Annotated in this window: 9 protein-coding genes; 7 read left to right on the top strand and 2 right to left on the bottom strand. The window is 73.5% G+C overall.

The window, feature by feature from the left end:
- Positions 1 to 61 precede the first annotated feature (61 nt).
- The gene (locus ABZ622_RS13785; RefSeq protein WP_360542697.1) at positions 62 to 1,909 is read left to right on the top strand and encodes an HSP90 family protein; all 1,848 of its coding nucleotides are present in this window, start codon (positions 62 to 64) and stop codon (positions 1,907 to 1,909) included.
- A gap of 2 nt (positions 1,910 to 1,911) precedes the next feature.
- Positions 1,912 to 4,953, top strand: a complete 3,042-nt coding sequence (locus ABZ622_RS13780; RefSeq protein ID WP_360542695.1) for a hypothetical protein — start codon at positions 1,912 to 1,914, stop codon at positions 4,951 to 4,953.
- 120 nt (positions 4,954 to 5,073) lie between these two features.
- On the opposite strand, the gene ABZ622_RS13775 is transcribed toward ABZ622_RS13780, so the two are convergent.
- A complete protein-coding gene (locus tag ABZ622_RS13775) occupies positions 5,074 to 6,051 on the bottom strand; it encodes a YafY family protein (protein ID WP_360542693.1) in 978 nt (325 codons plus the stop codon).
- Positions 6,052 to 6,156: 105 nt separating this feature from the next.
- Between ABZ622_RS13775 and ABZ622_RS13770 the strand changes: the two genes are divergently transcribed.
- From ABZ622_RS13770 to ABZ622_RS13760, 3 genes are all read left to right on the top strand, one after another.
- Entirely contained in the window at positions 6,157 to 7,146 is a 990-nt protein-coding gene (locus ABZ622_RS13770; RefSeq protein ID WP_360542691.1) for an NADP-dependent oxidoreductase, read from the top strand.
- A complete protein-coding gene (locus ABZ622_RS13765; protein ID WP_360542689.1) occupies positions 7,143 to 8,246 on the top strand; it encodes a winged helix DNA-binding domain-containing protein in 1,104 nt (367 codons plus the stop codon). Before ABZ622_RS13770 ends, ABZ622_RS13765 begins: the two co-directional genes overlap by 4 nt.
- 411 nt (positions 8,247 to 8,657) lie before the next feature.
- Positions 8,658 to 9,707, top strand: a complete 1,050-nt coding sequence (locus ABZ622_RS13760) for a serine hydrolase domain-containing protein (RefSeq protein WP_360542687.1) — start codon at positions 8,658 to 8,660, stop codon at positions 9,705 to 9,707.
- 18 nt (positions 9,708 to 9,725) lie between these two features.
- Here ABZ622_RS13760 and ABZ622_RS13755 read toward each other — a convergent pair whose 3' ends face one another.
- The gene (locus ABZ622_RS13755) at positions 9,726 to 10,406 is read right to left on the bottom strand and encodes a phosphotransferase (protein WP_360542685.1); all 681 of its coding nucleotides are present in this window, start codon (positions 10,404 to 10,406) and stop codon (positions 9,726 to 9,728) included.
- Positions 10,407 to 10,585: 179 nt separating this feature from the next.
- Here ABZ622_RS13755 and ABZ622_RS13750 point away from each other — a divergent pair, with 179 nt between their 5' ends.
- Positions 10,586 to 11,956 carry an alpha-lytic protease prodomain-containing protein gene (locus ABZ622_RS13750; RefSeq protein WP_360542683.1) on the top strand — a complete coding sequence of 457 codons (1,371 nt, stop codon included), beginning with the start codon at positions 10,586 to 10,588 and terminating at the stop codon, positions 11,954 to 11,956.
- A gap of 194 nt (positions 11,957 to 12,150) precedes the next feature.
- Positions 12,151 to 12,984 carry a carbohydrate-binding protein gene (locus ABZ622_RS13745; protein ID WP_360542681.1) on the top strand — a complete coding sequence of 278 codons (834 nt, stop codon included), beginning with the start codon at positions 12,151 to 12,153 and terminating at the stop codon, positions 12,982 to 12,984.
- Positions 12,985 to 12,988 lie beyond the last annotated feature (4 nt).

The raw sequence follows: 12,988 nt of genomic DNA, 5'->3' as shown, positions 1-12,988 counted from the left end.
GCCGGAGCCGCTTGCGGCCGTACCCCCGCCACCCGTCGCCCCTTTCACCCCGGACTGCCCGATGACTCTGCCCGACACCGCAGCGAACCCGGCCGGCGCCGATCGCACCTTCCAGGTGGATCTGCGCGGCCTCGTCGATCTCCTCTCCCACCACCTCTACTCCAGCCCACGCGTCTACCTCCGCGAGCTCCTGCAGAACGCGGTGGACGCGCTGACCGCCCGGCGCGGACTCGCACCGGACGCCCCCGCCGACGCCTTCGGCATCCGCCTGTACGCCGACGGTTCGGCGGTACGCGTCGAGGACGACGGCGTCGGTCTCACCGAGGCCGACGTACACAGCTTCCTCGCCACGATCGGCCGCAGCAGCAAGCGCGCCGAGCGGATCGCCGAGCAACGCGGCGACTTCATCGGCCAGTTCGGCATCGGGCTGCTCTCCTGCTTCCTGGTCGCGGACGAGATCCATGTCCTGAGCCGCTCCGCCCGCACCCCCGACGCACCCGCCGTGGAGTGGCGGGGGCGCGGCGACGGCAGCTACACCGTGCGCACCCTGCCCGCGTCCGCCCGCACCCGCCCCGGGACCACCGTCACGCTGACGCCGCGCGCCGACGCGGGCGAGTGGACTAGGCCGGCCCAGGTGCACGTGCTGGCCCGGCACTTCGGCTCCCTGCTGCGCCACCCGGTGACCTTCGACGACGGCACGGGGGGAGCAGGCGTGGCCGTCAATCCGGAGCCCGCGCCCTGGGCCCGTACGTACCCCACGCCGGGCGCACGTTCCCGGGCGCTGGCCGCGTACGGGGAGGGGGTCTTCGGGTTCACGCCGCTGGACACCATCGAGCTGGACCTGCCGGCCGTCGGCCTGAAGGGCATCGCGTGCGTGCTGCCCGAGGCGGTGCCGGCCGGGCGCCGCCATGGCCATCGCGTGCACGTCAAGGGCATGCTGCTGTCCGAGCAGGCCGAGGAACTCCTGCCCGAGTGGGCGTTCTTCGTCCGCTGTGTCATCGACGCCGAGGGCCTGCGCCCGACGGCGTCCCGCGAGTCCCTGTACGAGGACGACACTCTCGCCGCCGTCCGCGACGCCCTCGCCGAGCGGCTGCGCGAGTGGATAGCCAGGGCCGCCGCCAGCGATCCGGACCTGCTCGGCCGGTTCCTCCAGGCCCACCACCTGGCCGTGAAGTCGCTCGCGGTGCACGACGACGAGATCCTGCGGATGCTGCTGCCCTGGCTGCCGTTCGAGACCACCGACGGGCACACCACTCTCGACGAGTTCGCGCGCACCCACCGCACCGTGCTCGTGACATCGAGCGTGGAGGAGTTCCGGCAGGTCGCGGCGATCGCCTCGGCCGCCGGGCTCGGCGTCGTCAACGGCGGCTACACGTACGACCGTGAACTGGTCCACCGGCTGCCCGAGATCAGGCCCGAGGCCGCTGTCGCCGACCTCGACCCGGCGACCCTCACCGCCCACCTCGACCCCGTCGACCGCGAGACGGAACTGGCCGCCGTGGCTTACCTCGCCCTGGCCCGCGACGCCCTCGCCGTCTTCGACTGCGATGTCGCGCTGCGCACCTTCCAGCCCGCCTCCGCTCCCGCCCTCCTCGTCGACAGCCGCGAGGCCCGGCACGAGCGGACCCGCTCCCAGCTCGCCCGTGAGCAGGAGGGCGGCGTGTGGGGCGACATCCTCGGCGCCCTGCGCCAGGAGGCCCCGCGGGCCCAGCTGATCCTCAACCAGCTGAACCCGCTGGTCCGCGCCGCCGTCGCCATCGAGGAGCCGGAGCTGGCCCGTACCAGCGCCGAAGCCCTCTACGGGCAGGCCGTGCTGCTGTCCAGGCGCCCGCTCAGACCCGCCGAATCGAGCCTCATCAACCGCTCCTTCCTCGACCTCCTCGCCCACGCCCTCCGCAAGGACAGCTGACGATGCCGACCGCACCCCAGAACACCGACGAGCTGTACCAGGCGCTGGAGGAGAACGACCGGCGCCCCTACGGCCGCACCCGCACGGTCACCGCCGAGGAACTGGTGGACGCCGCCGAGCAGTTCGCCGAGCCCGTCCCGCTCGTCCACGCGCTCTTCGAGCTCCAGGAGGCCTACACCTACGGCTCCGAGCCCCGGAAGTCGCCGGTCGTCTTCGCCCGTCTGCTCAACCTGTTCGACGAGCAGCCCGATGTGTTCGACGAGCGTCGGCGCCACACGCTGTTCTGGCGGTTCAAGTGGGTGGCCGACGCGCTGCGCGTGCTGCCCGAGATACCCCTTTCCAGCCTGCGCCAGTGGCTCACGGAGATGCGCGACCGGTACGAGAAGGCCGGACTGGGCCTCCAGCCCTACTACGGGCAGGCGTATCAGCTCGCCGCCCACATCGGTGAGGGCACCACCCTCGCCTACGAGCTGTGGGCGGGCCGCTCCCGGACCGGGCTCAGCGACTGCGAGGCCTGCGAGATCTGCGAGCGCGCCCTCTACCACCTCGCGGCGGGCGACGACGAACGGGCGCTGAGCGCCTGGGAACCCGTCCTGGCCGGGAAGGAGTCCTGCCAGGAGGAGCCGGCCCGTTCCGTCTCGTACGCGCTGCTGCCCCTGCTGCGCGACGGCCGCGCCGACCGGGCCCGCGAACTGCACCTGACCGGTTACCGCAGCTGCCGCCGCAACCCGTCGATGGCGGGAGAGGTGGGCCGGCACCTGGAGTTCTGCGCGCTGACCGGCAACGAGGCGCGCGGCCTGGAACTGCTCGCCGAGAACCGGAACCTGTTCGGCGAGGTGGACTCGCCGCTGGACCTGTTCGACTTCCTCACCGGTGTGGAAGTGCTCCTCCAGCGCGTCGAGTCCCTGGGACACGGCGAGCTGCCCGCCGCCGGATACGCGGGCCGCACCTGGACGGTGGCCGGCCTGCGCGCCGAAGTGCGGGACCGCGCCGACGACCTCGCCGCCCGCTTCGACGCCCGCAACGGAACCACGGCCCACACCGACCGCCGCAGGGCCCGCCTCGACCGCGCGCCGCTCGTGGACGCGCTGGAACTGACCCTGCGCACCCGCGGCCTCGACGAAGTGACCCCGGCGGCCGCCCCGGCCGCACCGGTCGCCGCGCCCGCCGCCCGTACGGCCGCCGAGGTCCCGGATTCGCTGCCCGAACTCATCCTCCGGGCACGGACGCTGGACGAGCAGGGGCACCCGGACGCGCGGGCGTGCTGGGCGAAGCTGCACACGCTCGCCGCCTCCCGCGAATACACCCACCCCGACGATCCGGCCGTGGGCCCGCTCGCACAGCTGCGGGCGGACCTGCTGAGCGACGAGGCGAGCCGGATTGGCGAGAAGGACGAGTTCGCCGAGGCCGCCGCTCTCCACGAGGAGGCCGCGGGCCTGTACGACGACGCCGGAGCGCAGGGCGACGCGGCGGTCGCGCGTGCTTGTGCCCTGCTCGCCGTTGCGGAGATCCCTGTCGAGGGTGCCGGTGAGGCCGAGGGTGCTGGTGGGGCTGGTGGGGCTGGTGAGGCCGGTGAGGCCGGTGAGGCCAGTGGGGCTGGTGGGGCCGGTGAGGCCGAGGGTGCCGAGGTGAAGGTTGCCGCGCTGGCCGCTGCTCACGCGGCCATGGTTCGCCTGCACGAGGAGGCGTCCGGTCTCGCCCCGCACCAGGAGGCCCGCCTGCTGCGGTTGCGGGCGACCGCGCTGGGCATGCGGCTGCAGACGTCGGGGGACGAGGCGCACGTCGCACCGGTTCTCGCCGAGGCCGACCTGCTGCTCGCGTTCGCCACCCGGCACGATCTCGGCGGGCAGATCTCCGGTGCCCTGCTGCTGCGGGCCACCACCCACGCCCTCGCCGGCGACCTGCCCGCCGCGGTCACCGTGATCGACGGCGTCCTCGACCGGCTGAAGGCGCACGGCCCCGCCTGGCACCTGCCCCGCACGCTCGCGCTGCGCGGCCGGCTCCAGCTCGGCCTCCGGGACGCGCAGACCGCGCAGGCGGACCTGGCCGAGGGGCTGCGGCTGGCCGCCGACTGGCCGGCCGACGTGGTCGACACCGCCCGCCTGCACGCCGATCTGGCCGAGGCCTGCATGCACCTCGGCCGCCCCGACGAGGCACTGCGGCACCTGACGCGCTCGGCGGAGCAGGAGCTGCGCCGGGGCAGCCGGACGGACGCGTACTGCGCCTACAGCAATGCCGCTCAGCTCTGCCTCGACCTGGGCCGCGTCGAGGACTGCATCGCGCTGCTCGACTCGCTCCTGGCCGAACCGGACGTCGCCGCCGGAGAGGTGGACGACCGGCTCGTCGTCCAGCTGCGCCTGACCCGAGCCCGCGCGCTGCACACGGGCGAGGACCTCAAGGCCGCCACGACGGAGTTCGTCGCGCTCGCGGCCGAGTCGGCGGGCTGGGACGACGACCCGGGGAGCCACGCCATGATCGCCGCGGAGACGGCCGTACTCCTCGGCGAGTCCGGCGAGTTCGGCCGGGCGCGCGAGGCCGCGGAGCAGGCGATCGCCGCCCATGCCCGCGCCCCGCGCTACGAGCAGCTCAGCGGCTGCCTGCGCGAACTCGCCCGTCTCCAGGCGGAGCGGCAGGGCGCCGAGGGCCTGGCCGACGCCCTCGCCAACCTCGCCGACGTCGGCCGGATCGCCGAGGAGGCCCGCGCCGCCGAGTACGAGGCCCAGGGCCGTTCCCTGGACACCGCCCTGGCCTACGAGCACGGGCGGGTCAATGCCTACGCCGGTGAGTACGAGGACGCCCTGGCGGCCCTGGAGAAGGCTCTCGCCCTGCTCGGCGAGCCGACGCCGGAGAGGGGGGAGGACCACGCCGGTGAGTGGGCCGAGTGCGTCCGTCTCACGGCTGCTGTGGAGGGCATCTACCTGGAACGCCCGGGTGCCGCCCTTCCGCGCCTCGCCGCGGCGGTCTCCCGCCTGACCGCCCTGGGCCACACCGGGGAAGCCGAGCCGCTGACCTCGCTGGCGGCCCGGCTGCGCGACGAGGAGTGACGCGGTACGGGGCCACGCGCACAGCCACGTACGTGCACAGTCCCGTGCGCGCAGCTACTCGCAGTGCGCAGGCGCTCGTAGCGCGCAGGTCTCGGTCCGCAGTCCGGGACGAACCCCAGGTCAGGCCTCTGACCTGGGGTTCGTCGTTGCCTTGCCGGTGGCGCGGAGGAAGCGGGCGCCCCAGTCCTGGACGTGTGCGGCGAACTCCGGCGGTCCCAGGACCTCGAACTCCGCGCCCACGTTGCCCAGCGCCTGGGCCGGCCAGTCGAGGGAGGTGGAGGTCATGGTGAGGCGGCAGCTGTCCGGGGCGAGCGGTTCGACCGTGCCCCACCGGCCGACCGCCTGCCGTACCCGCGCGGCGGGCGCGTGGACCAGGGCCTCGACCGTGTACGGGGCCGGGGCGCCGCTCGCCGCCCGGACGAAGGCCGCGGCGTCCTCGGCCGGGAGCGGGCGGGGGCGGAAGCGGGTGCCGGTCGCCGTCGGACCCGTCAGCCGGTCGAGGCGGAAGCTGCGCCAGTCGTGCCGGCGCAGGTCGTAGGCGACCAGGTACCAGCGTCCGCCGGTGGCGACGACGCGGTGCGGCTCGACCTCGCGCTCGGCCGGTGCCGAGCCCCTGGACGCGTAGCCGAACCGCAGCCGTTCCTCGTCCCGGCACGCCTGGGCGATCGCGGTGAGCACGCCCGCCGCGACGGCCGGCCCGGACGCGGAGGCGGAGACGGTCACCGCGCGCAGGGCGTCCACCCTGGCCCGGAGCCGGGGCGGCAGGACCCGTACCACCTTGGTCAGTGCCCGCAGGGACGCCTCCTCCATCCCCGCGATCCCGCTCTGCGCGGCGTCGCCGATGCCGACCGCGAGAGCCACCGCCTCCTCGTCGTCCAGCAGCAGCGGGGGCAGTACGGCGCCGGGCGCGAGCTGGTAGCCGCCGTCCGTGCCCCGGGCCGCGCTGACCGGGTAGCCGAGCTCGCGCAGCCGGTCGATGTCGCGGCGCAGGGTCCGCTCGGACACCCCGAGCTGGCCGGCCAGCTCCAGGCCGGGCCAGTGGCGGTGGGTCTGCAGCAGTGAGAGCAGTCTGAGCGTCCGTGAGCTGGTGTTCGCCATCCCGGGATCCTCTCGCGACTTCCGGCCGGAAAGTGACCGGAAGCCTCCCTAGGGTCGGTCTCGAAGGCCGAACCGAACCAACCGGACCGACGCGAGGACCAAGAAATGATCACCCGTGAGATCCAGCTGACCGCGCAGATCACCGGCGTCCCCACGCCCGGCCACTTCACCGTCGCCGAGACGGAGGTGGAGGGCGAGGTCCTGGTGCGGACCGACCAGGTGGGGCTCGCCGCGACGTACCTGGAGCTGATGCGGGCCGACTGCACCATCCCGGTGCCCGCCTGGCAGCCCGGCCGACGGGTGGGAGTGGCCGCCGTCGGCACCGTCGTCCGGTCCGACAGCCCCGGGCTCGCCGCCGGTGACCTGGTCCGGTCGATGACCGGCTGGAGCGAGTACTCGGCGGGTCCGGCCGCCGGGTACGTCAAGCTCGACCGCGGGCTCTTCCCCGACCCCGGCCACCACCTCGGCCAGGGGCCGACCGCGTACTACGGAATGGCCGACGTGGCGGCCGTGGGTGAGGGCGACGTGGTGTTCGTCTCCGGTGCGGCGGGCGGGATCGGCTCGCTGGCCGGGCAGATCGCCAGGCGCCTCGGCGCGGCGCGGGTGATCGGCAGCGCCGGAAGCCCGGAGAAGGTCGACTACCTGGTGAACGAGCTCGGTTACGACGCCGCGTTCGACTACCACGACGGTCTCCCGGCCGACCGGCTGAGGGAGCTCGCGCCCGACGGCATCTCGGTGTTCTTCGACGTCGTGGGCGGCGCGCAGTACGAGGCCGCGTTGCAGGTGGCCCGGCCCGGGGCGCGCTTCGCGCTGTGCGGCTCGCTGTCGAGCCAGCTCGGCGACGCGGCGGAGCGCTTCCCGACCCCCGACCGCGCGGCGGCCGAGGCCAGGAACGTGGAGCTGCTGCCGTTCTCCTGCCACCACACACCCGATCAGATCGCGGCCTGGCAGAAGCACTTCAGCACCTGGCTGGACGCGGACGACTTCGTCTACCCGCAGACGGTCGTCGAGGGCGGTATCGAGGACGTGCCGGCGGCGTTCCTCGCCCTGCTCCAGGGGGCCTACCGGGGCAATGTGTCGGTGCGGCTGTCGTGACCACTCTCTCCCGCCGGGCCCTGAACCGGTCACTGATGGACCGCCAGTTCCTGCTGGCCCGTACCGATCGCACTCCGCTGGAGGTGATCGGGCGGCTGGTCGCGCTCCAGGCGCAGGAGCCCAACTGGGCCTATGTAGGGCTGTGGAGCAGGATCAACGGCTTCACGCAGCCCCGGCTCACCAGGCTGCTGGAGGACCGGCAGGTGGTCAGGTCCGGCCTGCTCCGCAGTACCCAGCACCTCGCCGCGGCCGACGACTTCCGTCGGCTGCGGCCGCTGCTGCAACCCGTGCTCGACCGCACCGCGGCCTCCCCGCACTTCACCCGGAACAGCACCGGCCTGGACCCGGCGTCCCTGGTGTCCGACGCGCTCGGCCTGCTCGCGGGCGAACCCCTTTCCCGCAAGGAGCTGGCCCGGCGGCTGGCCGAACGCCACCCGGGACGCGACGGGCGGATCCTGGCCGGCCAGGCGGAGCTGAGCACCCCCCTCGTCCACGGCGCGGCCACCGGCGCGTGGGGCTCCTGGGGCAACCGGTCGGCGGTCTCCGTCACGCCCGCCGATGCCTGGCTGGGCCGCCCGATGGCGGACCGGGCGTCGGCGACCGCCGTCAGGGAATCGGCGAAGGAGCTGATCCGCCGCTATCTGGCCGCCTTCGGCCCCGCCGGGGTGAAGGACGCCCAGGCCTGGTGCGGGCTGACCCGCCTCGGCGAGGTCGTCGCGGAGATGCGCGGCGAACTGCGCCGCCACCGCGACCCGGACGGCCGGGAACTGTTCGACCTGGCGGGCGCGGAGCTGCCCGACCCCGAGACCCCCGCCCCGGTGCGGCTGCTGCCGGCCTTCGACAACGTCCTGCTCGGCCACGCCGACCGCACCCGCGTCATCAGCGACGAGGACCGCAGACACGTGATGCCCGGCCAGGCCCGGGTGCGCCCCACCTTCCTGGTCGACGGCCGGGTCCACGGAACGTGGTCCCTGGACACCGGCACACTGCGGCTCGCCCCGCTCCGCCCGCTTGCCGACCCCGACCGGGCGGCCCTGGAACAGGAGGCGGAACGGCTGCTGCCGTTCGTGGGAGGTGCGGCGGTGGGCTGGTCGTCCTGAGCCGTCGGGTGCCGCATCGCGGCCGTGCGCGGACGTCGGCCGTGTTCGGACCCCGGCGGCGGCCCCTGTCCGTGCGCCGACGCGGGCCGTGTTCGGATTCCGGCGGCCGTCCCTGTCCGTGCGGCACCGGCGCTCCGGGCCTACGCTGCTTGTGGAGTCCTGTTCTCTCGTGACGGGAGTCGGCCCATGACGCGCTCGCACATACGACTGCGCAGGGGGGCCGCAGCCGTGGCGGCCGCCGGGTTGTTGGCCGTTACGGTGCCGGTGGGAGCGGCCCGGTCCGAGACGGCTCCGTCACCCTCCGTATCCGCTTCGTCTTCCTCACCTCCCTCACCTCCCTCACCTCCCTCACCTCCCTCGTCTTCGTCGTCGGCGTCGCCGACCGAGGAGTTCCCGCCGCTCACCCCCGCCGTGGCAAAGCAGCTGGACCGAGCGGTGCGCCAGGTCATGGGGGATGCGCGGGTGCCCGGCGTCACGGTCGGGCTCTGGGTTCCGGGCAAGGGGAGTTACGTCCGGGCCTTCGGGGTCGCCGACAAGAGTTCCGGGGCACCCATGTCGACCGGTCTGAACATGCGGGTCGGCAGTGTGACCAAGACGTTCACGGTGACGGCGCTGCTCACCCTGGTCGACCGGGGGAAGGTCCGGCTGGACGATCCGATCGGCAAGTATGTGAAGGGGGTTCCCGACGGGGACCGGATCACCTTGCGCGAGCTGGCGGGGATGCGCAGCGGGCTCTTCAACTACTCCATGGATCCGGACTTCTTCAAGGCGCTGACGAGCGACCCGCAACGGCCGTTCACACCACAGGAGTTGCTGAACTACTCCTTCAAGCACCCCATGCAGTTCCGGCCGGGCGAGAAGTTCGAGTACTCCAACACCAACGCGATTCTGCTGGGGCTCGTGGTGGAGAAGGCGAGTGGCCGGCCGCTGGCGGACTACCTCGAACAGTACGTCTTCGAGCCGGCGGGCATGAACCACACGTTCCTGCCCCGGACCGCGGCGTTCCCCGCCCCGCACGCCCAGGGGTACACCGACCAGACCGCGAGCGGCCGGACCGAGAACGCCACGTACTGGAACCCCTCCTGGGCATGGGCCGCCGGAGGCGCGATCTCCGACCAGCGGGACCTGCGGACCTGGGCCCGGGTGCTCGCCACCGGCACGCTGCTCAGCCCGGCCACCCAGGCCGAGCGGCTGAAGACGGTCCCCAGCAATCTGCCGGACACCGGCTACGGCCTGGGCATCTTCGACGCCCATGGCTGGATCGGGCACAACGGCTCGCTGCCGGGGTACGAAGCCCTGGTCATCTACCTGCCGGAGTCCAGGGCGACCCTGGTCGTGCTCCTCAACACGGACACCGACTACCGGGGTTCGGAGCCGAGCACCCTCTTCGGTGAGGCGATCACCCGCGTCGTGACCCCGCAGCACGTCTATTCGCTGCCGGCTCAGCCCGCCGCGAAGTGAGCCGGGCGGTGCCGGTGTTCAGGCCGTCAGTTCGGTGATCAGGGATGCCGCCTCGCCGATGAGTGCCACCTCGCTCGGGCTCGTCGTCGGGTTGGCGGCGCGTCGCGAGGCGGCCTCGGCCAGGTGACGGGCGGGGATGCCGCCGGACGCGGAGAAGTACGGCAGCAGTTCGTCCAGCAGGGCGCGGGCGTCCGCCGGCGCCGGGAACCCGGGATCAACCGCTGCCTGGGCCAGGATCAGGGACGTCGTCGCCCGGTCCGCGGCCGGGACGCCCTCCCTGGTGCTGCTCCAGTCGATCACCACCGGGCCCCGGTCCGTCAGCATCACGTTGTCCGGGTGCAGGTCCAGGTGGAGGATCCGGTCCTCGGGGTCCGGGGAGAGCCGGGCCGGGACGGTGTGGAGTTCGGCGAGCAGCCCGGCCAGCACGGCTGCCGCGTCGGCCGCCGACACCTCGCCGGCCAGCAGGGATTCCAGCATCGTCGGGCCGGTCAGGCGTTGCAGCACCAGGTCGCAGGGGGGTGTCTCCGAGTCCCGGGGGCCGAGGCGGGGGACCGGGAAGCCGTGTGCGCCGAGGTAGGACATGACCATCCACTCAGGAGTGGCGTCCATGCCGTCGCGGTAGTGGCGCAGCACCCACGTGTCGTCGAGTGCGTACACATCGGCGGATCGGCCGGAACCCAGTAGCTCACCTATTCGCATGGGGCGAACCTACGGGGATCGGCGGCGTATGTGGACCTCCCCGGCACGACCACGGAGCGGGGCGCCGTGGCGGCCGGCCGGGCCCCATAACGCGAAGTGAGGGGGTGAACGGGATCTCCTGGGGATGACGTGTACGCGGCTACCTTGGCGGCAATTCCCCCGAAGTCAAGGAGAGTTCCGTGGAGAGCTCCGTGCTCCGCAGACGTGCCCTGGCCGCGTGTACCGCCACCGTGGCCGTCGGTGCGCTCGCGCTGGCCGGCCTGACCGGCAGTGCATCCGCCGATCCGGCTTCGCAGTTCCGCACCCCCACCGCCACGGGGACCGGGCAGCTCTCGCCCGGTCTGCTGAAGGCCATGCGGCGCGATCTCGGACTGTCCGCCGACGAGGCGCGCGGCCGGATCGGCCATGAGGCCCGGGCGGCGGCCGTCGCCGCCGGGCTGAAGTACTCCCTCGGCGCGGACTTCGCCGGGGCCCGGGTGAGCGGTGACGACGCGGCCCTGACCGTGGCCACCACCGACGCCTCGGACGCCGCCCGGATCCGCGAGGCCGGTGCCAGGCCCGTCGTCGTCGAGCACAGTCAGGCCGAACTCGACTCCGCCAAGGCCGCGTTGGACCGCGTCGCGCTGCGCCGGGCCCCCGAGGGGGTGCCCGTCTGGTACGTCGACGTGGCCACCAACCGGGTCGTCGTGCAGGCCGCCCGCGCCTCGGCCGCCGATGGGTTCCTCGCCGAGGCGGGAGTGCCGCGCGATCTGGTGACGGTGCGTCGGTCGGCGGAGCGGCCCCGTACGTTCACCGATCTCCGGGGCGGTGACGCGTACTACATGAACGGCTCGGGACGCTGCTCCATAGGCTTCCCCGTCAAGCGCGGCAGCAGCCAGTCCGGCTTCGTCAGCGCCGGTCACTGCGGGACGCCCGGGGTCAGTACCAGCGGGTACAACCAGCAGGCCCAGGGCTCCTTCCAGGGCTCCACCTTCCCCGGCCGCGACTACTCCTGGGTCGCCACCAACACCGGCTGGACGCCGCGCGCCCTGGTGAACGGCTACGGCAACGGCGATGTGACGGTCACCGGGTCCACCGAGGCGCTGGAGGGGGCGTCGATCTGCCGCTCCGGCTCGACGACCGGCTGGCACTGCGGGACGGTCCAGCAGCGCAACACCAGCGTCACCTACCAGGAGGGCACGGTCTCCGGCGTCACCCGCACCAATGTGTGCGCCGAACCCGGCGACTCCGGCGGCTCGTTCATCTCGGGCAGCCAGGCGCAGGGCGTCACCTCCGGCGGCTCCGGCAACTGCTCCCAGGGCGGTACGACGTACTTCCAGCCGGTGAACCCGGCGCTCCAGGCGTACGGACTCACCCTGGTCACCAACGGCACCCCGCCCGACCCGACCGACCCGCCGACCGAACCGGGCGGCAGCTGGGCGCAGGGCACGACGTACGCGGCGGGCGATGTCGTGACGTACGGCTCCGACAGCTACCGCTGCCTCCAGCCCCACCAGGCGCAGCCCGGCTGGACGCCGCCGAATGTCCCGGCCCTCTGGCAGCGCATCTGACGGCCGCCCCGCACTCCGGCCGGTCTCCCACGAACCGGCCGGTCCGGCGGCTCCGACGGGGCCGCCGCCGATCACCGCGCCCGCCCGGCCTCAACTCCACGCCTCCCGGCCGGGCGGCGCGCACCCCCCGCTGCGCACCTCCCGCTCCTGCTCCGTGTCATGCACGTGCCCTTCCCCCACCCGAGGAATCAGCCATGACCCCAGAACCGACCGAAGGCCCGGACGGCGACCGCCGGATCAGCCGCAAGACCCTGCTCAAGGCCGCGCTCGTGGCCGGCACCGTCCCGCTGCTCGCGGGCGGCGGCGTCGCGCTGGCCCGCGACGCCGGTACCGGTGGCCGGCCGCCGGCGCCCACGCCGAACTGCGACGACGGCGACGGCCCGACCCACGAGCAGATCGAGGGGCCCTACTTCAAGCCCAACTCCCCGCTCCGCACGAGCCTGGTGACCGCAGGCACGCCCGGCGTCCCGCTGACCGTGAGCGGCTATGTCTTCGGGCGGAGCTGCAAGCCCGTCCCCGGAGCGTTGCTGGACTTCTGGCAGGCCGACACCAACGGCGCGTACGACATGAGCGGATTCGCCTTCCGCGGGCACCAGTTCACCGATCAGTCGGGGGCCTTCAGCCTGACCACGATCGTGCCGGGGCTGTACCCGGGGCGCACGCGCCACATCCATGTGAAGGTCCAGGCGCCCGGCTCGGGCATCCTGACCACCCAGCTGTACTTCCCCGACGAACCGCGCAACAACACCGACTCGATCTTCGACCCGGCGCTCCTGATGAACGTCCGGGAGATCGGCTCCGGGCGGGAGGGGACGTTCGACTTCGTCCTCGACGTCGACCAGGGGCCGACCGTTCCGCCCACCGACCCGCCGACCGACCCGCCCGGCTCCACCTGGGCGGCCGGGACGCTCTACAGCGCGGGAGACCGCGTCACGTACGGCGGCGCCACATATCGCTGTCTGCAGGCGCACTCGGCCATGGCCGGCTGGGAACCGCCGAACGTCCCCGCGCTGTGGGAACGCGGGTAGGCAG

It is taken from the genome of Streptomyces sp. NPDC007164 (genome assembly GCF_040634135.1).
Taxonomy (GTDB): Bacteria; Actinomycetota; Actinomycetes; order Streptomycetales; family Streptomycetaceae; genus Streptomyces; species Streptomyces sanglieri.
This window is presented reverse-complemented; position numbering and strand designations above follow the sequence as displayed.

Bases quoted from the DNA above. Each gene is read 5' to 3' on its own strand.
- ABZ622_RS13745 (WP_360542681.1), top strand. From the start codon at position 12,151: ATGACCCCAGAACCGACCGAAGGCCCGGACGGCGACCGCCGGATCAGC.
- ABZ622_RS13780 (WP_360542695.1), top strand. From the start codon at position 1,912: ATGCCGACCGCACCCCAGAACACCGACGAGCTGTACCAGGCGCTGGAG.
- ABZ622_RS13770 (WP_360542691.1), top strand. From the start codon at position 6,157: ATGATCACCCGTGAGATCCAGCTGACCGCGCAGATCACCGGCGTCCCC.
- ABZ622_RS13785 (WP_360542697.1), top strand. From the start codon at position 62: ATGACTCTGCCCGACACCGCAGCGAACCCGGCCGGCGCCGATCGCACC.
- ABZ622_RS13775 (WP_360542693.1), bottom strand. From the start codon at position 6,051: ATGGCGAACACCAGCTCACGGACGCTCAGACTGCTCTCACTGCTGCAG.
- ABZ622_RS13755 (WP_360542685.1), bottom strand. From the start codon at position 10,406: ATGCGAATAGGTGAGCTACTGGGTTCCGGCCGATCCGCCGATGTGTAC.